Below are 20932 nucleotides of genomic sequence, written 5' to 3'. Positions count from 1 at the left end.
CATGCCACACACCATCAGCCGCCTGCTGCTGCTCTTCTGCCCGTTGCTGCTCGCCGGCTGCGCCAGTTCGGCTCGGCGCGACGAGGTGGCGACGCGCATGCGCGTGGCTGCGGTCGCCGAGCAGGCAGGACAGGAGGATGTGGCGCTTTCCCTGTATGCCGCCGCCGCGGCCCAGGCGCCGGACCGGGCCGAGGTGCAGGCACGCTATGCCCATGCCCTGCTGGAGTATGGCCAGCCGGACCAGGCCCTGCACGTGCTGAAGGAAGCGGGCCGCCGCCATCCGCAGGATCCCGTTCTGCTGGCAGCCGGCGCCCGGGTGCAGTTGGCTCTGGGGCAGGCTGAGGCAGCCCTGGCCAGCTACCGCCAGTTGCTGGCGCGTGCGCCCGGGGATGTCTTGTCGCTCAACGGCCAGGGCGTGGCATTGGACCTGCTGGGCCGGCATGTGGAGGCGCAGCAAAGCTACCGGACGGTACAGACGATCGAGCCGGGGAATATCGCCGCGGCCAACAACTTGGCGCTCTCCACCCTGTTGGCGGGGGATGCCAACACGGCGGCGGCGCTTTTCGGACGGCTGGATCGGCCCGGGGCGCCGGAGCGGGTACAGCAGAACCATGCCATCGCCCGTGCAGCGGCGGGGCAGGAAGCGGCAGAGCCGGACCTGAACGCCTTGGCGGCGGCGCTGCGCTAGGCCCAGGATCTATGAACCAGCCTCTTGGGCTTTGATGCTGCCGCGATTCCAGGGCTCGATGGGTTTCCGGGGTGCCAGCCGGGCCACCTTTTCCTCTCCGGCTCTGGAGGACAGACTGGCCTCTCCGGCCCAGCCGGATCTCAAGGCACAGCCCAGGAGCAGGCTTCATGGACATCAACATGCCGGACGTGGTGGCCGAGGTGACGGCAGCCTTCCAGCGCTACGAGGCGGCGCTGGTGGGCAACGACGTGGCGGCGCTCGACGAGAGCTTCTGGAACAGCCCGCACACGCTGCGCTACGGCGCCACCGAGAACCTCTACGGCCACGCGGCGATCGCCGCCTTCCGCGCCGCGCGCCCCTCCCAGGGGCTGGAGCGCACGCTGGCACGGACCGTCATCACCACCTATGGCCGCGACTTCGCCACGGCCAATACGGAATTCCAGCGTCCCGGCAACCCCCGCATCGGGCGGCAGAGCCAGAGCTGGGCGCGGATGCCGGAGGGTTGGCGCGTCGTCGCCGCGCATGTGTCCTTCCTGGAGTGACGCCGGGGCCGGGCGCGGCGCAGGGCCTGGGCGATGGCGCACCCAGGCCCCCGTTGCCCCCGGCGACGCGGTGACCGTTCAGTCCGGGCGGATGTTGTGCTCGCGGATGATGGCGCCCCACCGCGCGCGGGCCGCCTCGATATGGCCCTGGAAGTCGTCACGCGAGCCGCCGATGCGTTCCAGCCCGTTCTCGGTGAAGCGGCGCTGCACCTCCGGCGCGGCCAGGGCGCGGTTCAGCTCCGTGTTCCACCGGTCCACGATCGGCTGCGGCGTGCCGCCCGGCAGCACCACGCCGAACCAGCTGGGGATGACGAAGCCCGGCAGCCCGTCCTTCGAGATCACCGGCAGCTCCGGCATCAGGGGAGAGGCCGATTGCGCGCCATAGGCCACGGCGCGCAGCCCGCCATCGCGGATCTGCCCCAGGAATTCCGGCATGTTGCCGAACATCACGTCGACACGGCCGCTGGCGATGTCGAGGATGGCCGGCGCGCCGCCCCGGTAGGGCACCTGGGTGAGCTGCGCCCCGGTGAGGGCGGAGAACAGGACGCAGGAGAGCTGCTGGCTGGAGCCGGCGCCGACCGTGGCGCAGCTCAGGTCGCGCGGCCGCTCCCGGCCGATCCGCGCCAGGTCCTGCCACGAGCGGATCTGGGAACGCGGCCCGGTCACCAGGATGTTGTAGACCGAGGCGACGTTGGCGACCGGGATCAGGTCCTTGCGCACGTCGTAGGGCACCGCCTGCATCTGCGGCGTGATGGTCAGGATGCCCATGGAGGCCAGCAGCATCGTGTGGCCGTCCGGGGCGCTGCGCGCCAGCTCCTGGGTGGCGACGATGCCGCCGGCGCCGGTCTTGTTCTCCACGACCACGTTCTGGCCGACCTGCCGGGTGAGCTGCTCGGCCAGGATGCGGCCGAGGAGGTCGGAGGTCCCGCCCGGCGCGAAGGGGTTGAGGAACCGGATCTCGCGCGCCGGAAAGGCCGGCTCGGCCGCGCCGGCCGCGAGGGGTGCGCAGGCCGCGAGCGCGGCGAGCGCGAGGCGGCGGAGCAGGCTCCGCCGGGAATTCTGTGTCATGGACGCCTCCTGTTGGGGGCGCGCCACCCTCGTGCCGGGGCGGTCGCGCCGGATCAATGCTTCACACGTAGCCGGGCCCCTCGATGGCGGGATGGGCCCGCAGCCAGTCCTCATCGACCGAGAGGCCGATGCCGGGGGCCTCGGGCGGGCGGACGCAGCCATCCGCGCCGATGCGCCAGGGCTCGCTGACCAGCGCGTCGCGGAACAGGTTGCCGCGCGAGACGTCGGCCTCGAAGTAGCCGGCATTGTCGATGGCGCAGAGGAAGTGGATGCTGGCCGCCTGGTTCAGCCCGGTCATCGAGCTGTGCGGATGCACCGCGATCTTGTGCGCCGAGGCGATGGCGGCGATGCGCAGCGCCTCGGTGATGCCGCCGCATTTCGAGAGGTCCGGCTGCCAGATGCCGATGGCGCCATCCTCGAGCAGCGGCGCGAACTCGAAGCGGGTGAAATGATTCTCTCCCGCCGCCAGCGGCGTGGTGCCGTAGCCGCGCGCCACGGCGTAGTCGTGACGGTCGTGCGGCGGGAAGGGCTCCTCCAGCCAGCCCATCTGCAGGTCGTCCATCGCCGGCATCACGCGCCGCACATCGGCGAGGCTGTAGGCGGTGTTGGCATCGGCCAGGATGTCGATGCCGTCGCCGAACGCCGTCCGCACCGCCTCCATGCGGGCGATGTCCTTCGCCACGGTGTCGCCGATGCGCAGCTTCACCGCGCGGTAGCCGGCCTCCAGATGCGGCGCGGCCTCCGCCACGAGTTCCTCCGGCGGCTGGTAGCCGAGCGCCACGCCGCCGGCATAGGCCGGCACCGCGCGCGCGGCACCGCCCAGAAGCCTGTAGAGCGGCAGCCCTGCCGCCTTGCCGCGGATGTCCCACAGCGCCATGTCGAGCCCGGACATGGCCAGCGCGCAGCCCGCCCCCATGCCGTGGCTGGCGAGCTGGCCCCGGTAGATCTTCTGCCAGACGCCCACCGTGTCGGTGGCCTCCATGCCCAGCACAAGCCGCTTCAGCGTGGTCTGCAACAGGGCGGCGACGGCGGTGTGGGCGCGGCCGTGGTGGCTCTCGCCCCAGCCCACCAGCCCGTTATCGGTGGTGACCTTCACCACCACCGCGTCCCGCTTCACGGCGCGGCCGACGCCGAGCGAGACGCCCGCCCCCTCCGGCACCGGGAAGGAGGTGGGGAAGGCCTCGATGTTCGCGATCTTCATGGGCGGCTCCCCTGGCCGTATTCGCGCAGGAAGGATTCCCGCACGGTGATGCCGAGCCCCGGCCGGTCGGGGATGGCGACATGCCCGTCCTCCACCGGGAAGCTCTCCTCGATCAGCTCGTGCAGCATCGGGTTGTGGCCGAGCGAGTATTCCAGGATGAAGCCGGCGCTCTGCGTGGCGGCGAGGTGCAGCCCGGCGGCGAAGGCCGGCGCGCCGGACCAGAGATGCGGCGCGAGGCGGAGGTTGTAGGCCGCGGCGATGCCGGCAATGCGCAGCCCCTCGGTGATGCCGCCGGCGATGGCGAGGTCGGGCTGCATCACGTCCACCGCGCGCAGCTCGGCCAGCTCGCGGAAATCGTGGCGGGTGAACTCGCTCTCGCCGGCGCTGACCGGCACGGTGGAGCAGCGGCGCACCTCCGCCGTGCCGGCCTTGTCGTCGGCGCTGCACGGCTCCTCGAACCAGAACAGGTCGCAATCCTCGACCATGCGGCAGAAGGCGCGCGCCTCGGCCACCGTCCAGGTGCCGTGCGCATCGGCCATCAGGCGGATCTCCGGCCCCAGCGCCTCCCGCGCCGCGCGCACCCGGGCGGCGGAGCGGGCGGGCGAGCCATCCATGACGCCGACCCGCATCTTCACCGCGCGGAAGCCGGCCTTGTCGCAATAGCCCTTGAGCTGCGCGCCGATCTTCGTGACGTCGGCCCAGCCGCCCGAGGCATAGGCCGGCATCCGCTCCGCCCGCCGCCCGCCGAGCAGCCGCCAGACCGGCGCGCCCAGCGACTTGCCGAGGATGTCCCACAGCGCGATGTCGACGCCGGCGATGGCGGCGATGGAGAGGCCGCGCCGGCCGAGCTGCGGCAGCGCGTAGCCGCCGGCGACGGCGTAGCCCTCGCGCGGGGTGTTGTACATCATGTCCCACAGGCGGGAGATGTCGCGCGGGTCCTGGCCCAGCAGCAGCGGCGCGTAGTCGAGGTTGACGATGGCGGCGAGGCCGGCGCAGGCGGCGGCGCTGCCCACCCCCGCCTTGGCCTCGCCCCAGCCGGTCAGGCCGCATTCGGTGTCGATCCGCACGATGACGGAATCGAAGGTGGAGACGAGGCCGAAATCGCTGGTGAAGCGCCGCTCCTCGGGGATCGGCACGCGGCACCAGGTGGCCTGTACGCGGGAGATCTTCATGCCGTGGCGGCCTCCGCATGGCCGAGGCTCCGGCGCCGCGCGCGCGAGGCCTCCCAGGCTTCGGGGTTGACGAGGCTGCGCGGCCGCCCGCCGCGCAGGATCTGCACCACCGCCTCGGCGGCGCCCGTGCTCATGCGCAGCACCGCCTCGCGGCTGAGGCCCGCCGCGTGCGGCGTCAGCAGCACGTTGGGCAGGGCGCGCAGCCTGTGGTCGGGCGCGAGCGGCTGCACCGGATAGACATCAAGCGCGGCGCCGCCGATGCGGCCCGCGCGCAGCGCCTCCAGCAGCGCCTCCTCCTGCACCACGGCGCCGCGCGCCAGGTTCAGCAGCCAGGCGCCGGGCCGCATCCGCGCCAGCAGCGCGGCGGAGACGAGGCCGCGTGTCTCGTCTGTGAGCGGGCAGGCGAGCACGACGAAGTCGCTCTCGGCGAAGAGCGTCTCCAGGGAGGCGTAGTCCACGCCGGGCGGCAGCGCGTCGCGGTCACGCCGGTGGCCGAGCACCCGCATGCGGAAGCCGGTGCCGGCGATCTCGGCCAGCCGCCGCCCCACCGCGCCGACGCCGACGATGCCGAGCGTGCGGCCGCGCAGCTCGAAGGCGCTGGCGGTGCGGGCGCGGGCCTTGTCCCAGCCCTCCGACAGCAGCGCGGCGTGCATCGCCTCCGCGTGGCGGGCGATGGCGAGCATCTGGCCGATGGCGAACTCGGCGACCGAATCGGCGTTGGCGCCCGGCACATTGGCCACCAGCACGCCATGCGCCGTGCAGTCGGGGATCGGGATCATGTCCACGCCAACCCCCTGCCGCACGGCGGCCAGCAGGCGCGGCGCGCGGGCGCAGAGGTCGTCGGGAAGCTGGCGGCGCACCACAACGGCCTCGGCGCGGGCCAGCAGGGCGTCCAGCCCGCCGGGCGGGGCGAGCGCGACCTCGTGGCCGGCCTCCCGCAGCACGGCCTCGCCGGCGGGGTCGATCGGATCGGTCAGGGCGACGAGCATGGCTCAGGCCACCTTGTACTGGGCAAGCACGGCGCGATCGACCTCGATGCCGAGGCCGGGGCCATCCGGCACGCGCACGATGCCGCGCTGCTGCACGATGGGGTCCTTCGCCAGATGGTCGCGCAGCGGGTTCGGCGTCTGCTCGAATTCCAGCATCGGCGGCATCGGGCGGAAGGCGGGCGGCGTGTCCGGCAATGCTGCCAGGAACTGCACCGTGGCGGCGAGGCCGATGGCCGAGCCCCAGGCGTGGGGGACGCATTCCACCCCATGCGCCGAGGCCATGGCGGCGATCTTGCGGCACTCGCTGATGCCGCCCGCGGCGCAGACATCCGGCTGCACGATGTCCATCGCCTTGCGCGCGATGACATCGCGGAAGCCCCAGCGGGTGAAGTCGTTCTCGCCGCCGGCCACCGCCATGTCGAGCGCCCGCGTCACCTCCACATAGCCGTCATGGTCCTCGGGGCTGATCGGCTCCTCGAACCACAGCAGGTCCAGCTCCTCCATGGCGCGGCCGAGGCGGATGGCCTGCGGCACGGTGAAGCAGTGGTTGGCATCCACCGCGAGCTTCACGTCGGGGCCGATGGCCTGCCGCACCGCGGCGACGCGCCGCAGGTCGAGCTTCGGGTCGCCGAGGCCGATCTTCATCTTGATGGCGCGGAAGCCCTGCTGGACATACTCCTCCGCCTCCTCGACCGCCTCCTCCACCAGCCGGTCCATGTCGATGAAGTAGAGGCCGGTGGCATAGGCCTGCACCTCCGTCCGGTGCGCGCCGCCGATCAGCTTGTGCACGGGCTTGCCCACGGCGCGGCCGATGATGTCCCACAGCGCGATGTCGATGCCCGACAGCGCGGCGATGGTCATGCCGGTCAGGCCGTAATCCTTGATGCGGTTGTAGAGATCCTCCCACACCACCTCGACGTCGAAGGGGTCGCGGCCGATCACCCGCTGGCGGTACTGCGTCTCGATGATGGTCTTGTTCACCGCCGCCGGGCCGTAGCATTCGCCCCAGCCGGTGATGCCCGCATCGGTCGCGATCTCGACGATGCAGGAGGCGCGGGTGGTGTAGAGCCAGCCGCGCGCCGAGGTGAAGGGCTGCTCCACCTTGGATTGCAGGACGTGGCAGGTCACGTCGGTGATCTTCATGCGTTCTTGTTTCCTCCCAGGGGCGGCACGGCCATTTGGCGCGGGCCGCCGTCATTCCTCGCGCGTGCGGCGCTCCAGCAGCTCCAGCCAGTAGCTCTCGACGCCGCGCAGGTGGCTGCCCATGGCGGCCTCGGCGCGGTCCGGGTCGCCCGCCGCCACGGCGTCGCGCATCGCCACGTGCTGGGCGTGCGAGAGGGGGGCGCGCTGCCCGTCGGCGAAGTAGGCGCGGCGGCGGTTGCGGGACATCAGGTAGAAGGCGTGCACCACGCGCAGGAAGACGTGGTTGCCCGTGGCCTCCACCATGGCGAGGTGGAAGGCGGCGTCGTAATCGGCCAAGCGTGCGCCATCCCCGGCGGCGACGGCGCCCTCGCCCGTGGCCAGGATCGCGTCGAGCCGCGCGATGTCCTCCGCATGGCGCCGCTCGGCGGCGAGGCGCATGGCCTGCATCTCCAGGATGCGGCGCAGCTCCACCACCTCGCGCACCTCGGCCCCGGTGAGCGGGATGCCCAGCTCGGCCTGCAGCACGATGGCCTCGATCGAGCCCTGCTTCTCCACGGCGCGCAGGTAGATGCCGGAATTCGGCCGGCGCTCCACCATGCGCAGCGTCTCCAGCACCACCAGCGCCTCCCGCACCGCGCCGCGGCCGACGCCGAAGCGCTCGGCGAGGTCGCGCTCCGCCGGAAGCCGGTCGCCGGGCTGAAGGCGGTGGTAGGCGATGAAGGTCAGCAGGCGCCCCAGCAGGCCGCTCCGCTCATCGGGCGGCGGCGCGGAGGCGAGGTGAGGAGGGCCAGAGGCTTCGGCACTTTTGGTCATGCCAAATTGGTAGTACCAACATGATTGCGTCTGCAAGACAATCTCTCGCCGGCTCAGGCGGGGCGGAGAGCCGAACAGGCACGGAATGTCCTTGCAAATTGCCGCCGCTGTCTCAACATGGGCTTTGTGCCGATCTGGACAGGGAGAGCCGCCATGCACCAGCCTGCCGCCGCCCTCGCGCAGCCCCTGGCGCCCGCTCCACAGCGCCTGGACCGGAGCCGCTTCTCGCCGGAGAACCGCCGGCGGCTCAGCGCGCCGGGCATGCGGACCTTCCTGGCCATCGCCGATCTCTGGGGGCTGGACGAGACGCAGCGCCTGCTGGTGCTGGGCTACCCGGCCCGCTCCACCTTCCATCGCTGGGCCAGGATCGCGCGCGAGCACGGCAGCTTCACGCTCGACGTGGACACGCTGGCACGGATCTCGGCCGTCCTCGGCATCCACCAGGCGCTGGGGGTGCTGCATGAGAGCGAGCGGGAGGGCGTCGCCTGGCTGCGCCGGCCGCACGGTGCCACCCTCTTCGGTGGCCGGCCGCCGCTGGAGCTGGTGACCAGCGGCACGCAGGACGGGCTGATGGCCGTGCGCCGCTTCCTGGATGCGGCGCGCGGCGGCCTCTCCATGGAGCCGAACGGCGCCGACCGGGACTTCACCCCCTACACGGATGCGGATCTGGTCATCTCTTGAGCGACCGCCACGCACCGGCCCCGGCACCGACCCACCGGCTGGTCCCGTCCCGCTTCCCGCCGATCGGCCTGTTCGACACGGTGGCCACCGCCGCCGACATGCAGGCGGTGATGGAACTGGCCGGCTGGACCAATGACCGGCTGGTGCAGGAGCGCATCCTGCGCCTGCCGCGCAGCCAGTGGGTCTATGGCCGGCCGAATTCGAGCGTCGTCATGGCCGCCTTCCTGCACGCCGCGCCCGCCGGCGCGCGGTTCAACGGCCCCGACCTCGGCGCCTGGTATGCCGCCGCCGCGCTGCCCACCGCGGCGGCCGAGGTGGCGCACCATCTGCGGCGCGAGGCGGTGGCCACCGGCGCCGCCACCCTCAGCCGTGCCTACCGCGCCTATACGGCGGACCTCGCCGGCGCCTATCTCGACATCCGCGGCGAGCAGGCGGCGCGGGCCGAAATCTATGCCCCCGACAGCCATGCCGCCTCGCAGGTGCTGGGGGAGGAGGTCCGCGCCTCGGCCGCCGACGGCATCCTCTACGACAGCCTCCGCCATGCGGGCGGGGTGAATGTGGTGGCCTACCGGCCGGCGAACATCCTGGGCGTGGCGCAGGCGGACCACTGGAGGGTGACGGTCGAGGCCGGCTCGCGCCGCATCCTGCTGCACCGGATGAGCGGCCGGTAGGGCCGGCACCCCGACCCGCCCCCTCCCCGCCCGCGGGCCGCCGCCCGCGCGTCGCGGCGCCGCTCAGCCCAGGGGGGTGAGGGACGCCAGCGGCAGCCGCGCCGACTGCTTCAGTCGCTCCAGCACGATGGAGGAGCGCACCCGGGCGACGCTCTCATGCGCCAGCAACGTCTCGTTGACGAGGCGGGAGAGGCCCTTCAGGTCCGGCACGATGGCCTTCAGCAGGTAATCGGCGTCGCCGGTCATGGCGTAGGCTTCCTGCACCTCCTCCACCCGCTCGAGCAGCATGCGGAACAGCCGCGAATTCTCCGCATTGTGCGCGGCCAGCGTGACCTGGATGAAGGCCAGCACCCGCAGCCCCAGCGCCTCCTCGTCCAGCGCGGCGTGGTAGCCGGCGATCAGCCCCGCCGCCTCCAGCGCCGAGCGGCGCCGCGAGCATTGCGAGGGGGAAAGCCCGACCCGCTCCCCCAGCTGCTGGTTGGTCAGGCGCCCATCCTCCTGCAGCGCCATCAGCAGCTTCAGGTCGAACCCGTCCAGCGTGGGAATTCCGTGCATGGAAGGACCTTTCCATGCGCCATCCATGCGCCGCAAGGCGCATCGGCGCCGGCTTCGCACACATCATGTGCCGGCGCCGCGCTAGCCTCCGGAGAAGCACCGGAGGAGAGAGACGTACCATGGGCCCCTTTCCGCATGACGCGCCGCCACCCGCCATCGACGACCACAACCCGATGGGCACGGACGGCTTCGCCTTCGTCGAATACGCCCATCCCGAACCGGAGAAGCTGCACGCGCTGTTCCGGCAGATGGGCTTCGCGCCCGTCGCGCGGCACCGGGACAGGGCGGTCACGCTGTACCGCCAGGGTGACGTCAACTACCTGCTGAACGAGGAGCCGGGCAGCCAGGCCACGCGCTTCGCCGCGGCGCACGGGCCCAGCGTGCCCTCCATGGGCTTCCGCGTGGTGGATGCGCAGCGTGCCTACCGCCGCGCCCTGGCGCTCGGCGCCGCGCCGGCCGACCCGGCGGAAGGCGGCCTGGCGCTGGATATCCCGGCGATCCGAGGCATCGGCGGCAGCCTGCTCTACTTCGTCGACCGCTACGGCGCGGCCGGCTCGGTCTACGACGATTGCGGCTTCGAATGGCTGGGCGAGCGCGAGCCGGCGCCCCGGGGGGCGGGGCTGTTCTACATCGACCACCTGACCCACAACGTCCACCGCGGCCGGATGGACGTCTGGTACGAGTTCTACGCCAGGCTCTTCAACTTCCGGCAGATCCGCTACTTCGACATCAAGGGCGAGTACACGGGCCTGTTCTCCCGCGCGCTGACCAGCCCGGACGGACGCATCCGCATCCCGCTGAACGAGAGCGCGGACGAGGAGAGCCAGATCGAGGAGTATCTGCGCGCCTACAAGGGCGAGGGCATCCAGCACATCGCCTGCGGCTGCAGCGACATCTACGGCACGATCGAGGGGCTGCGCGCCGCCGGCCTCGCCTTCATGCCCGCGCCGCCCGACACCTATTACGAGCGCGTGGATGCGCGCCTGCCCGGCCATGGCGAGGACATCGCGCGGCTGAAGCGGAACGGCATCCTCGTCGATGGCGAGGGGGTGGTGGAGCACAGGAAGGCCCGCCTGCTGCTGCAGATCTTCTCCGGCAACGTCATCGGGCCGGTGTTCTTCGAGTTCATCGAGCGCAAGGGCGATGACGGCTTCGGCGAGGGCAATTTCCGCGCGCTCTTCGAAAGCATCGAGGAGGACCAGATCCGCCGCGGCGTGATCGGCGCGGCGCGGGAGCCGGCGGCGGCGAAATGAGGCGCCGTGGCGGGCGGCGGAGCATCCGCGCGCAGCGCCTGCGGCTTCCAGCGCCGCTCCGGCAGGCCCTGGCCGGGCTCATCGCCCGGCTTTCCATCGCATCCGTGACGCCATAGGGTCTTCCCGGCGCCGTCTTCCCCGGGCCGGCGGGCCGGTACGGCGAGGCGCCCCGGCAGGCGGAAGACCCCGGAGGCAGGAGGAACGACCATGAACCAGTCCACGCGCCCCGGCAGCGCGGCCGGCCAGGCTGCGGCCGGCGCCGGCACCGCCTATCTCTCCGGCTTCGGCAACGGCTTTGAGACGGAGGCGCTGCCCGGCGCCCTGCCCATCGGCCGCAACTCGCCGCAGCGCTGCGCCTATGGCCTCTATGCCGAGCAGCTCAGCGGCTCGCCCTTCACGGCGCCGCGCGCCAGCAACGAGCGCTCCTGGCTCTACCGCATCCGCCCCACCGTGGCGCATTGGGGGCGCTTCGCACCGGCCGAGGCGGGGCTGTGGCGCACCGCGCCCTGCGCCGAGACCGAGCTGCCCCTGGCGCCGCTGCGCTGGGACCCGATCCCGCTGCCGGCGGAGCGCCTCTCCTTCCTGGAAGGCGTGCGCACCATCACCACGGCGGGCGACGCGGCGACGCAATGCGGCATGGCCTCCCACATCTATCTCGCCACCCGCTCCATGCGGGACGAGTATTTCTACAACGCCGACGCCGAGATGCTGTTCGTGCCGCAGCAGGGCGCGCTGCGGCTGTGGACGGAGTTCGGCATCATCGACATCGCGCCGGGCGAGATCGCCGTCATCCCGCGCGGCGTGAAGCTGCGGGTGGAACTGCCGGGGGAGCAGCCGGCGCGCGGCTATCTCTGCGAGAACTATGGCGGCGCCTTCACCCTGCCCGAGCGCGGCCCGATCGGCGCCAACTGCCTGGCCAACCCCCGCGACTTCCTCACCCCCGTCGCCGCCTATGAGGACCGCGAGGTGCCCTCCACCCTGACGGTGAAGTGGGGCGGCCGGTTCTGGCGCGCGCCGATCGGCCAGTCGCCGCTCGACGTGGTGGCGTGGCACGGCAACTACGCGCCCTACAAATACGATCTGCGCCGCTACTCGCCCGTGGGGCCGGTGCTGTTCGACCATGCGGACCCGTCGATCTTCACCGTGCTGACCGCGCCCTCCGAGACGCCGGGCACCGCCAACATCGACTTCGTCATCTTCCCCGACCGCTGGCTGGTGGCCGAGGACACCTTCCGCCCGCCCTGGTACCACATGAACGTCATGAGCGAGTTCATGGGCCTGATCCACGGCGTCTACGACGCCAAGACCGGCGGCGGCTTCGTCCCCGGCGGCTTCTCGCTGCACAACACCATGCTGCCGCACGGGCCCGACATGGCCGCCTTCGAGGGCGCCAGCAGCGTGGCGCTGAAGCCGCACAAGCTGGAGGGCACGCTGGCCTTCATGTTCGAGACGCGCTTCCCGCAGCGCGTCACCCGCTACGCCGCCGAGGCGCCACAGTTCCAGCAGGACTATGCCGGATACGGCCAGGCGCTGCGCCGGCATTTCGACCCGGCCCGCCCGTGACGGCGACGCTCGATGCCACGCACGACCCGGCGCTGCGCAGCTGGGTGCCGGGCGCCGACGGCCATGCCGATTTCCCGATCCAGAACCTCCCCTTCGGCGTCTTCGCGCCGCCGGGGGAGGCGGCGCCGCGCGGCGGCGTCGCCATCGGCGGCCATATCCTGGACCTCGCGGCCGCGCTGCGCGCCGGGCTGTTCGAGGGCGCCCTGCGCGACGCCGCCGGGGCCGCCGCCCCGGCGCCGCTGAACGGCTTCCTCGCCCTCGGCGCCGGCCCGCGCCGGGCGCTGCGCCAGCGGCTCTCGGCGATCCTCGCCGCCGGCAGCGCCGACCAGCCCCGCGCCGCGTCCTGCCTGCACGATGCCGCGGACTGCACCCTGCACCTGCCGGCGCGCATCGGCGACTACACGGATTTCTATGTCGGCATCCACCACGCCACCAATGTCGGGCGCGTCTTCCGGCCGGACAATCCGCTGCTGCCGAACTACCGCCACGTGCCGATCGGCTATCACGGCCGCGCCTCCTCCGTGCGCGTCTCCGGCACCGATGTGCGGCGGCCGCGCGGCCAGCTGAAGGCGCCCGACGCCGCCGCGCCCCGCTTCGCCCCATGCGAGCGGCTGGACTACGAGCTGGAGCTCGGCGTCTGGGTCGGCCCCGGCAACGAGCTTGGCGCGCCGGTGCCGGTCTCCGGGGCCGGCGCCCACATTGCCGGCTTCTGCCTGCTGAACGACTGGTCGGCGCGCGACATCCAGGCCTGGGAGTACCAGCCGCTCGGCCCCTTCCTGGCGAAGAGCTTCGGCACCACCATCTCCGCCTGGGTGGTGACGCCGGAGGCGCTGGCGCCGTTCCGCATGTCGCAGCCGCCGCGCCCGGAGGGCGACCCCGCCCCTCTGCCGCATCTGCTGGATGCGGCGGACCAGGCGGGCGGCGCCCTCGACATCGCGCTGGAGGTGCTGATCCTGACGCCGCGGATGCGGGAGCAGGGCTTGCCGCCGCACCGCCTCGCCCGCTCCGGCAGCCGGCACATGTACTGGACCGTGGCGCAGATGCTGGCGCACCACACCAGCAATGGCTGCAACCTGAACCCGGGCGACCTGCTCGGCACCGGCACCCTCTCAGCGCCGGAGGCGGAGGGCCTCGGCAGCCTGCTGGAGAGCACGCAGGGCGGGCGGGTTCCGGTGGCGCTGCCCGGCGGCGAGACGCGCCGCTTCCTGGAGGATGGCGACGAGATCATCCTGCGGGCCCGTGCCTGCCGCGCCGGCGCCGCGCCGATCGGCTTCGGGGAGTGCCGCGCCCGCATCCTGCCCGCCTGACCACAAGCAGCAACAATTCCAGAGGAAACGCCCATGCCTTCGCTCACCCGCCGCCGCCTGGGCCTTTCCCTCGGCCTGCTGCCCTTCGCCCGCGCTGCCGGCGCGCAGCCCGCCTGGCCGGCGGCGCCGCTGCGGTGGATCGTCGCCTACCCCGCCGGCGGCGGCACGGACACGCTGGCCCGGGTGCTGGGCGCCGCCCTCTCCCGCGCGCTCGGCCAGCCCGTGGTGATCGACAACCGGCCCGGCGCCGCCACCAATATCGGGGCCGATGCCGCGGCCAAGGCGGCGCCGGACGGCTTGACCCTGTTCAGCGCCGACAATGGCACGCTGGTCTTCAACCCCGCCCTGTTCAGCCGCCTGCCCTACGACCCGGAAAAGGATTTCCGCCCTGTCGGGCTGATGGCGCGCTTCCCCCTGGTGCTGGCGGTGAAGCAGGACAGCCGCCTGCGCGATGCCCCCGCGCTGGTCGAGGCGGCACGGCGCGACCCGGGCGGCATCGACTACGGCTCACCCGGCATCGGCTCGCCGCACCACCTGACCATGGCCCGGCTGGCCCGGGAGACCGGCATCACGCTGACGCACATCCCCTATCGTGGGCTCGCCCCGGCCATGAACGACCTGCTGGCCGGGCGCTTCGAGGCCTCGATCCTGGATCTTCCCTCCGGCGGCGACTTCCTGCGCGGCAAGGGCGCCCGGCCGCTGGCCGTGTGCGGCGCGGAGCGGCACCCGGACCTGCCGGGCGTGCCCACCGTGGCCGAGGCGCTCGGGCTGCGCGGCTTCCAGGCCGCCGCCTGGCAGGGGATGGTGGTGCCGGCGCGCACGCCGGATGCGGTGGTGGAGCGCCTGGCCGCCGCGCTGGATGCCGCGCTGCGCGAGGAGGCGGTGCAGAGCCGGCTGCGCGGCATCGGGCTGGAGCCGCTGCCGGGCGACGCGGCGGCGTTCCGCGCCCTCTGGGCCGCCGAGCGGGACAGCTGGGTGCCGCTGATCCGCGACCTCGGCATCACCCTCGACTGAGGACAGGCCGGCCAGCCGCGCCGGGGCCGTAGGGGCGTGGCGAGGCGGACCCGCTCAGCCCGACGCTGCGGCCGCCGCCTGTGGCAGCCCGGCCGCCAGCACCGTCTCGCCCGTCTGCTCCAGCGCCCGTGCCGCCGCCTCGCCACCCAGATAGGGAACGGCGGCGAAGGCGCCCTCCACCAGCAGCAGCATGGAATCCCCCAGCGCCGCCGGGTCGGCGGCACCGGCCCCGGCGCAGAGATCGCGCAGCAGCTGGCGCATGGTGTGCTTGCGGGCGTCGGCCACCTTGCGGGCGGGGTGGCAGGCATCGGGGAACTCGACGATCGCCAGCGCCATCGGGCAGCCGCGGAAGCCCGGGCTGCGCAGGGCGGCGGCGGCGGCGCGCAGGAAGGCCATCGGCCGCTCCGGCGCCGGCATCTCGCCGCGCAGCACGGGGCCGTACCACAGCTCCTCGGCGGCGCAATCCTCGTGCAGGATCGCCTCGACCAGCGCGTCCTTCGAGGGGAAGGCGCGGTAGAGGCTCATCTTGGTGGTGCCGGCGACGCGGCACACCTCCTCCACCCCCGTGGCGCGGATTCCCTGCCGGTAGAACAGGTCCTTCGCCGCCTCCAGCACGCGCTTCGCCGCCGGGCGCGGATCGCGCAGACCGCAGGTCTTGGTCGTCGCCGAATCGCTCACCGATACCTCCTTGCCGCCATTCCCACCACCGGAGGGAAGAACGCCCGGGGCAAAGCATCTTTGCATGCCCCCTTGCAATGATACTGACCGGTTCGTATCAATACGTGACGAACCGGTCGGTATCACCCGACCCAGGAGATAGGCGATGCCCTCCCCCTTCCGCAAGATCAATCCCCTGGCTCTGGGCCTTCTGGCGCTTGCCCTGCCGCTGGCGGCCGCCGCCCAGCCCGCCCCGCCCGCTGTCACCGTCGCCGAGCCGCTCCGCCGCCAGGTCACCGAATGGGACGAGCACATCGCCCGGCTCGAGCCCTCGGCCCGCGTCGAGCTGCGCCCGCGCATCTCGGGCCAGGTGCAGAAGGTGCATTTCCGCGACGGGCAGGTCGTCCGCGAGGGGGACCTGCTGTTCACCATCGACCAGCGGCCCTTCGCCATCGCCGTCGAGGCGGCGCGGGCCGAGATCGCCCGCGCCCAGGCCAAGCTCGACCTGGCGCGGCAGGACATCGACCGCACGGCGCCGCTGGTGCGCGACCGCATCGCCCCGCAGGCGCAGCTCGACACCCGCCGCGCCGCCCAGCGCGAGGCCGAGGGGCAGCTCGCCGCCGCCCAGGCGCAGCTGCGGCAGGCCGAGCTGGAACTGAGCTGGACGGAGGTGCGCGCCCCCCAGCCCGGCCGCGCCTCCGACCGCCGCGTGGATGCCGGCAACCTCGTGCAGGCCGGCGGCACGCTGCTGACCACCATCCTGACGCTCGACCCCATCTACGCCGTGTTCGACATGAGCGAGGCCGACTACCTGCGGCTGGCGCGCCAGGGCGTCACGCGCCCGGGCGCCAGCCCCGCCGTGCAGCTGCGGCTGGCCGACGAGACGGGCTGGGCGCGCGAAGGCAGGCTCGACTTCATCGACAGCGCGCTGGAAGGCCGCTCCGGCACGCTGCGCGCCCGCGCCCAGCTCGCCAACGCGGACCTGCTGCTGGCGCCCGGCCTGTTCGCCCGGCTGCGGCTGCGCGCCGGCGAGGGCGAGGTGCTGCTGATCCCGGATGCCGCCATCGCCGCCGACCAGGCCAGCCGCATGGTGCTGACCGTGGCGCAGGACGGCACGGTGCAGGCGCGGCCGGTGACGCTGGGGCCGGTGGTGGACGGGCTGCGCGTGGTGCGCCAGGGCCTCTCGCCCGAGGACCGGGTGATCGTCGCCGGGCAGCATCTGGCGCGGCCGGGGGCGAGGGTCACGGCGGAGGTGGCACCGGCTCGGCTGGCCGCACGGTAGCCAAGACGGGGGGAGAATGAATTCTCCCCCCGGCCCCCCTCTTCTTTTTTCTGACAGGCTGCCGCCGGCCGACAACGGAGGCCGGCCCTGACAGAAAAAAGAAGGGGGTGCGGGGCACTGCCCCGCACGGGGAATTCCTTCCCCCTGCCCTTCCCCCTTTGTTGGACGCCAAGCCATGCGCTTCGCCCGCTTCTTCATCGCGCGGCCGGTCTTCGCCGCAGTGATCTCGATCGCCATCACGCTGATCGGGGCCATCGCCGCCTTCCGCCTGCCGATCAGCGAATATCCCGAGATCGCGCCACCCACGGTGACGGTCACCGCCAACTATCCCGGCGCCTCGGCCGAGGTCATCGCCGCCACGGTGGCCACGCCGCTGGAGCAGGAGATCAACGGCACCGACGGCATGCTCTACCTCTCCTCGCAATCGACCGGCGACGGGCGGCTGACGGTGACGGTGGTGTTCCGCCAGGGGGTCGACGTGGACGCCGCCCAGGTGCTGGTGCAGAACCGCGTCGCGGTCGCCGAGCCACGACTGCCCGAGGAGGTGCGCCGCCTCGGCCTGCAGGTGCGCAAGGCCTCGCCCGACCTGCTGATGGTCGTGCACATGCTCTCGCCCGACGGCTCGCGCGACCAGCAATACGTCTCCAACTACGCCACGCTGAACGTGCGCGACCGGCTGGCCCGGCTGGAGGGCATCGGCGACGTGCAGATCTTCGGCGCGCGCGACTACGCCATGCGCATCTGGCTCGACCCGGCGCGCGTCGCCGCGCGCGGCCTGACGCCGGGCGAGGTGGTGGAGGCGCTGCGCCGCGCCAACATGCAGGTGGCCGCCGGCGGGCTGAACCAGCCGCCCACGGGCGCAGCGCAGGGCCAGGCCTTCCAGGTGAACGTACAGGCGCTGGGCCGCCTGACCTCGCCCGAGGAATTCGCCGGCACGGTGGTGGCCACGGGCGAGGGCGGCGCGCCGGTGCGGCTGCGCGACATCGCCCGCGTCGAGCTGGGCAGCCAGGACTACACGGTCAACGCCTACCTGAACAACCAGACGGCCACAGCCATCCCGCTGTTCCAGCGCCCCGGCTCCAACGCCCTGGCCACGGCCGATGCGGTGCGCGCCACGATGGAGGAGCTCTCCCGCTCCTTCCCGCCCGGGCTGCAATACAGCATCGTCTACGACACCACCCGCTTCATCGCGCAGTCGATGGAGGCGGTGCTGCACACCTTCGCCGAGGCGGTGCTGCTGGTCGTGGTCGTCGTCATCCTGTTCCTGCAATCCTGGCGCGCGGCGGTCATCCCGCTGCTGGCCATTCCGGTCTCCATCATCGGCACCTTCGCGGCGATGTCGGCGCTGGGGCTCTCGCTCAACACGCTGTCGATGTTCGGCCTGATCCTGGCCATCGGCATCGTCGTCGACGACGCCATCGTGGTGGTCGAGAATGTCGAGCGCCACCTGACGGACGGCATGCAGCCACGCGCGGCCGCCGAGCGCACCATGGACGAGGTGGGCTTCGCGCTGCTCGCCATCGCGCTGGTGCTCTGCGCGGTGTTCGTGCCCACGGCCTTCATCTCCGGCATCGCCGGCGCCTTCTACCAGCAATTCGCCGTCACCATCGCGGTGGCCACGCTGATCTCGGCGCTGGTCTCGCTCACCCTCTCGCCCGCCCTGGCGGCGCTGCTGCTGCGGCCGCACGCGCATGGCGCCGCCCCGACGGGCTGGCGCCGCTGGGCGGCGGCGCCCGTCGGGCTGTTCTTCCGCGGCTTCAACCGGATGTTCGACGCGCTCTCGCTCGGCTACGGCAACCTCACCCGCCGGCTGCTGCGCTTCTCGGCGCTGCTGCTGGTGCTCTATGCCGGGCTGCTGCTGGCCACCGGGCAGACCGTGCGCACCACCCCCACGGGCCTGATCCCGCCGCTGGACCGCGGCTACCTCATCGCCGCCTTCCAGCTTCCCCCCGGCGCCGCCCTTGCGCGCACGGATGCCGTGGTGCGCCGCGCCTCGGACACCGTGCTGAAGATCCCGGGCGTCGAGGGCGCGGTCGCCTTCGTCGGCTTCGACGGCGCCACCTTCACCAACGCGCCGAACAGCGGCGTCATCTTCATCACGCTCGAGCCCTTCGAGGAGTGCATCGCGCAGGGCCTCTCCTACGGCGCCATCCTGGGCGAGGTGCAGGCGCGCCTCGGGCAGGAGCGCGAGGCGATGGCCCTGGTCATCCCGCCCCCCTCGGTGCCCGGCATCGGCACCGGCGGCGGCTTCAAGCTCTATGTGCAGGACCGCACCGGGCAGGGGCCGCGCGCGCTGGAGCAGGCCACCAACCGCATCGTCGGCGCCGCCTTCCAGCGGCCCGAGATCGCCATGGCCTTCACCCTGTTCAACACCGCGACGCCGACGCTGCGCACCGAGGTGGACCGCAGCAAGGCGGAGATGCTGGGCGTGCCGGTCTCCCGCGTGGCGGAGACGCTCTCGGTCTATCTCGGCTCCTCCTTCGTCAACGACTTCAACATCCTCGGCCGCACCTACCGCGTCACCGCCCAGGCGGAGGAGGCGCAGCGCCTGACGCCACGCGACGTGGCGCTGCTGCGCACCCGCAACGATGACGGCCAGATGGTGCCGATCGGCGCGCTCGCCAGCTTCGCCGACGACACGGCGCCCTACCGCGTGCCGCGCTACAACCTCTACCCGGCGGCCGAGATCCAGGGCGCGGCGAAGCCCGGCATCTCCACCGGCCAGGCCATCGCCGCCATGGAGGCCGTGCTGGCCAGCGAGCTGCCCGAGGGCTTCGGCTTCGAGTGGACCGAGATCGCGCTGCAGGAGACCACGCAGGGCGACACGGCGCCGATCGCCTTCGGCCTGGCCGTGGTGTTCGTCTTCCTGCTGCTGGCGGCGATGTATGAGAGCTGGCTGCTGCCGCTGGCGGTGGTGCTGATTGCCCCCATGTCGGTGCTGGCGGCGCTGGCCGGCGTGGTCTGGCGCGGGCTCGACAACAACGTGCTGGTGCAGGTGGGGCTGGTGGTGCTGGTCGGCCTCGCCGCCAAGAACGCCATCCTGATCGTCGAGTTCGCCCGCGCGTCGGAGGCGGAGGGCATGACCCGCTGGCAGGCCGCCGAGGCCGCCGCCCGCACCCGCCTGCGGCCGATCCTGATGACCTCGCTCGCCTTCATCCTGGGCGTGCTGCCGCTGGCGGTGGCCACCGGCGCGGGCGCCGAGATGCGCCAGAGCCTGGGCACCGCCGTCTTCGCCGGCATGCTGGGGGTGACGGTCTTCGGCCTGGTGTTCACGCCGCTCTTCTACGTGGTGGCGCGCGCCATGGCCTCGCGGCAGCGCCGCGCCGCGGCGCCGGCGGGGGCGGCCGGCTAGCCTTGCCACGCCCCGGGGCGGCCCGTGACGGGCCGCCCCGGGGGCCTCCTGGCTCGGCAGCGGAATCGCCTACGCGGGGCTGGGCGCCACGGGGCTGCCGGCCTTCCTGCTGGTGCTGTTCGCGATGCCGGAGACCCGTGGCGGCGGCGGGGATGACGACTGAGCGGCGCCGCGCTCAGCCCTCCTCCTCCTCGAACATGTAGCGCTGCACGTAGAGGATGTGCGCGCGCATGGCGCCGCGGGCGGCGGCGCGGTCGCGCTGGCGCAGCGCGTCGATGATGGCGCGGTGCTGCCGTTGCAGCGCGGCGCGGCGGGCGGGCGTCGCGCCGCGCGCCTTCAGCGCCCCCCATTCGGCCTGCAGCCGCACCCGCGCCAGAGAGCGGGAAAGGGCCATCGCCGCGCGGTTGTGCGTGGCCACGGCGATGGCGTCGTGCAACGCACCGTCCCAGTGCTCGAAGGCGGCGAGGTCGGCGGCGGCCTCGGCCTGCTGCCAGCACGCCTCCATCCGCGCGAGGTCGGCCGGGCTGGCGCGGGCCACCGCCATCGCCACCAGCTCCGGCTCGAAGGCCAGGCGGCATTCCACCACCTCGGCCGGGCCGAAGGCCTCCGCCTGCTCCAGCGGCAGCGGCGGGCAGGCCGGCGCCGTCTCCGCCGCCGCCCCGGTGCGGAAGGTGCCGCGGCCGACATGGCGGTGGATCAGCCCCTCTGCCTCCAGCGCGTCCAGCGCGCGGCGCACCGTGTTCCGCGCCATGCCATACTGCGTGCCGAGCGCCCGCTCGGTGGGCAGCTTCTCGCCCGGCTGCCAGCGGCCGGCCTGCAGCGCCTGGGCGAGGCTGTGGCGCAGCCGCTCGGCGTCGCCACGCCCGCGCGGGGGGGAGAGGGCCTCGCTCACGCGCCGGCCCCGGCGGCTTGACGGGTCCGGAATGGCTGATCAATATGGATCATAATTGGATCAATATAAGCCTGATATTGGTTCAGTTC

The 20932-nt window shown here is 72.8% G+C and carries 19 protein-coding genes; 10 read left to right on the top strand and 9 right to left on the bottom strand.

Annotated elements, in window-relative coordinates:
- The first annotated feature begins 1 nt into the window (after position 1).
- The gene (locus ACFOY6_RS06835; protein WP_379649746.1) at positions 2–688 is read left to right on the top strand and encodes a tetratricopeptide repeat protein; all 687 of its coding nucleotides are present in this window, start codon (positions 2–4) and stop codon (positions 686–688) included.
- A 167-nt stretch (positions 689–855) separates the two neighbouring features.
- Positions 856–1230, top strand: coding sequence for an oxalurate catabolism protein HpxZ (hpxZ, locus tag ACFOY6_RS06830; protein WP_109518207.1), 375 nt, complete (start codon positions 856–858; stop codon positions 1228–1230).
- 78 nt (positions 1231–1308) lie between these two features.
- Here hpxZ and ACFOY6_RS06825 read toward each other — a convergent pair whose 3' ends face one another.
- The 6 genes from ACFOY6_RS06825 to ACFOY6_RS06800 form a co-directional block, all read right to left on the bottom strand.
- Positions 1309–2298, bottom strand: coding sequence for a Bug family tripartite tricarboxylate transporter substrate binding protein (locus ACFOY6_RS06825; protein ID WP_109518206.1), 990 nt, complete (start codon positions 2296–2298; stop codon positions 1309–1311).
- A gap of 61 nt (positions 2299–2359) precedes the next feature.
- A complete protein-coding gene (locus tag ACFOY6_RS06820; protein WP_379649743.1) occupies positions 2360–3499 on the bottom strand; it encodes a mandelate racemase/muconate lactonizing enzyme family protein in 1140 nt (379 codons plus the stop codon).
- Positions 3496–4671, bottom strand: a complete 1176-nt coding sequence (locus ACFOY6_RS06815; protein ID WP_379636734.1) for a mandelate racemase/muconate lactonizing enzyme family protein — start codon at positions 4669–4671, stop codon at positions 3496–3498. Before ACFOY6_RS06815 ends, ACFOY6_RS06820 begins: the two co-directional genes overlap by 4 nt.
- Complete coding sequence (locus ACFOY6_RS06810; protein ID WP_379649741.1) at positions 4668–5660, bottom strand: hydroxyacid dehydrogenase; 993 nt, start codon at positions 5658–5660, stop codon at positions 4668–4670. Before ACFOY6_RS06810 ends, ACFOY6_RS06815 begins: the two co-directional genes overlap by 4 nt.
- A gap of 3 nt (positions 5661–5663) precedes the next feature.
- Positions 5664–6803, bottom strand: a complete 1140-nt coding sequence (locus ACFOY6_RS06805) for a mandelate racemase/muconate lactonizing enzyme family protein (protein WP_379636728.1) — start codon at positions 6801–6803, stop codon at positions 5664–5666.
- Between the two features lie 51 nt (positions 6804–6854).
- Positions 6855–7616 carry a FadR/GntR family transcriptional regulator gene (locus ACFOY6_RS06800; RefSeq protein ID WP_379649739.1) on the bottom strand — a complete coding sequence of 254 codons (762 nt, stop codon included), beginning with the start codon at positions 7614–7616 and terminating at the stop codon, positions 6855–6857.
- A 153-nt stretch (positions 7617–7769) separates the two neighbouring features.
- Here ACFOY6_RS06800 and ACFOY6_RS06795 point away from each other — a divergent pair, with 153 nt between their 5' ends.
- Both ACFOY6_RS06795 and ACFOY6_RS06790 read left to right on the top strand, forming a co-directional pair.
- On the top strand, positions 7770–8297 hold the full coding sequence (locus tag ACFOY6_RS06795) for an MbcA/ParS/Xre antitoxin family protein (protein ID WP_379636726.1): 528 nt from the start codon (positions 7770–7772) through the stop codon (positions 8295–8297).
- Positions 8294–8968, top strand: a complete 675-nt coding sequence (locus ACFOY6_RS06790; protein WP_379649737.1) for an RES family NAD+ phosphorylase — start codon at positions 8294–8296, stop codon at positions 8966–8968. Before ACFOY6_RS06795 ends, ACFOY6_RS06790 begins: the two co-directional genes overlap by 4 nt.
- Before the next feature lie 63 nt (positions 8969–9031).
- Here the strand turns inward: ACFOY6_RS06790 and ACFOY6_RS06785 are convergent, their stop codons facing one another.
- Positions 9032–9523 carry an Lrp/AsnC family transcriptional regulator gene (locus ACFOY6_RS06785; RefSeq protein ID WP_379649735.1) on the bottom strand — a complete coding sequence of 164 codons (492 nt, stop codon included), beginning with the start codon at positions 9521–9523 and terminating at the stop codon, positions 9032–9034.
- Between the two features lie 119 nt (positions 9524–9642).
- Between ACFOY6_RS06785 and hppD the strand changes: the two genes are divergently transcribed.
- The 4 genes from hppD to ACFOY6_RS06765 all read left to right on the top strand — a co-directional run bounded on the left by hppD (position 9643) and on the right by ACFOY6_RS06765 (position 14660).
- Positions 9643–10776: a 4-hydroxyphenylpyruvate dioxygenase gene (gene hppD, locus ACFOY6_RS06780; protein ID WP_379649733.1), complete on the top strand. Its 1134-nt coding sequence runs from the start codon at positions 9643–9645 to the stop codon at positions 10774–10776.
- Positions 10777–10983: 207 nt separating this feature from the next.
- On the top strand, positions 10984–12339 hold the full coding sequence (gene hmgA / locus ACFOY6_RS06775; RefSeq protein ID WP_379649731.1) for a homogentisate 1,2-dioxygenase: 1356 nt from the start codon (positions 10984–10986) through the stop codon (positions 12337–12339).
- Entirely contained in the window at positions 12336–13646 is a 1311-nt protein-coding gene (fahA, locus tag ACFOY6_RS06770) for a fumarylacetoacetase (protein WP_379649729.1), read from the top strand. The genes hmgA and fahA overlap by 4 nt, the downstream gene beginning before the upstream one ends.
- 33 nt (positions 13647–13679) lie before the next feature.
- The gene (locus tag ACFOY6_RS06765; RefSeq protein WP_379649727.1) at positions 13680–14660 is read left to right on the top strand and encodes a Bug family tripartite tricarboxylate transporter substrate binding protein; all 981 of its coding nucleotides are present in this window, start codon (positions 13680–13682) and stop codon (positions 14658–14660) included.
- Between the two features lie 54 nt (positions 14661–14714).
- Here the strand turns inward: ACFOY6_RS06765 and ACFOY6_RS06760 are convergent, their stop codons facing one another.
- Complete coding sequence (locus ACFOY6_RS06760) at positions 14715–15338, bottom strand: TetR/AcrR family transcriptional regulator (RefSeq protein ID WP_245906526.1); 624 nt, start codon at positions 15336–15338, stop codon at positions 14715–14717.
- A gap of 145 nt (positions 15339–15483) precedes the next feature.
- Here ACFOY6_RS06760 and ACFOY6_RS06755 point away from each other — a divergent pair, with 145 nt between their 5' ends.
- Together ACFOY6_RS06755 and ACFOY6_RS06750 are read left to right on the top strand one after the other, a co-directional pair.
- The gene (locus ACFOY6_RS06755; RefSeq protein WP_109518192.1) at positions 15484–16599 is read left to right on the top strand and encodes an efflux RND transporter periplasmic adaptor subunit; all 1116 of its coding nucleotides are present in this window, start codon (positions 15484–15486) and stop codon (positions 16597–16599) included.
- A gap of 175 nt (positions 16600–16774) precedes the next feature.
- Complete coding sequence (locus ACFOY6_RS06750; protein ID WP_379649724.1) at positions 16775–19951, top strand: efflux RND transporter permease subunit; 3177 nt, start codon at positions 16775–16777, stop codon at positions 19949–19951.
- A 175-nt stretch (positions 19952–20126) separates the two neighbouring features.
- Here the strand turns inward: ACFOY6_RS06750 and ACFOY6_RS06745 are convergent, their stop codons facing one another.
- Positions 20127–20843 (bottom strand): FadR/GntR family transcriptional regulator, encoded by a 717-nt coding sequence (locus ACFOY6_RS06745; protein WP_379649722.1) that lies wholly within the window; start codon positions 20841–20843, stop codon positions 20127–20129.
- Positions 20844–20932 lie beyond the last annotated feature (89 nt).

This window comes from Teichococcus aestuarii (assembly GCF_042651065.1).
Lineage (GTDB): Bacteria > Pseudomonadota > Alphaproteobacteria > Acetobacterales > Acetobacteraceae > Pseudoroseomonas > Pseudoroseomonas aestuarii.
This window is presented reverse-complemented; position numbering and strand designations above follow the sequence as displayed.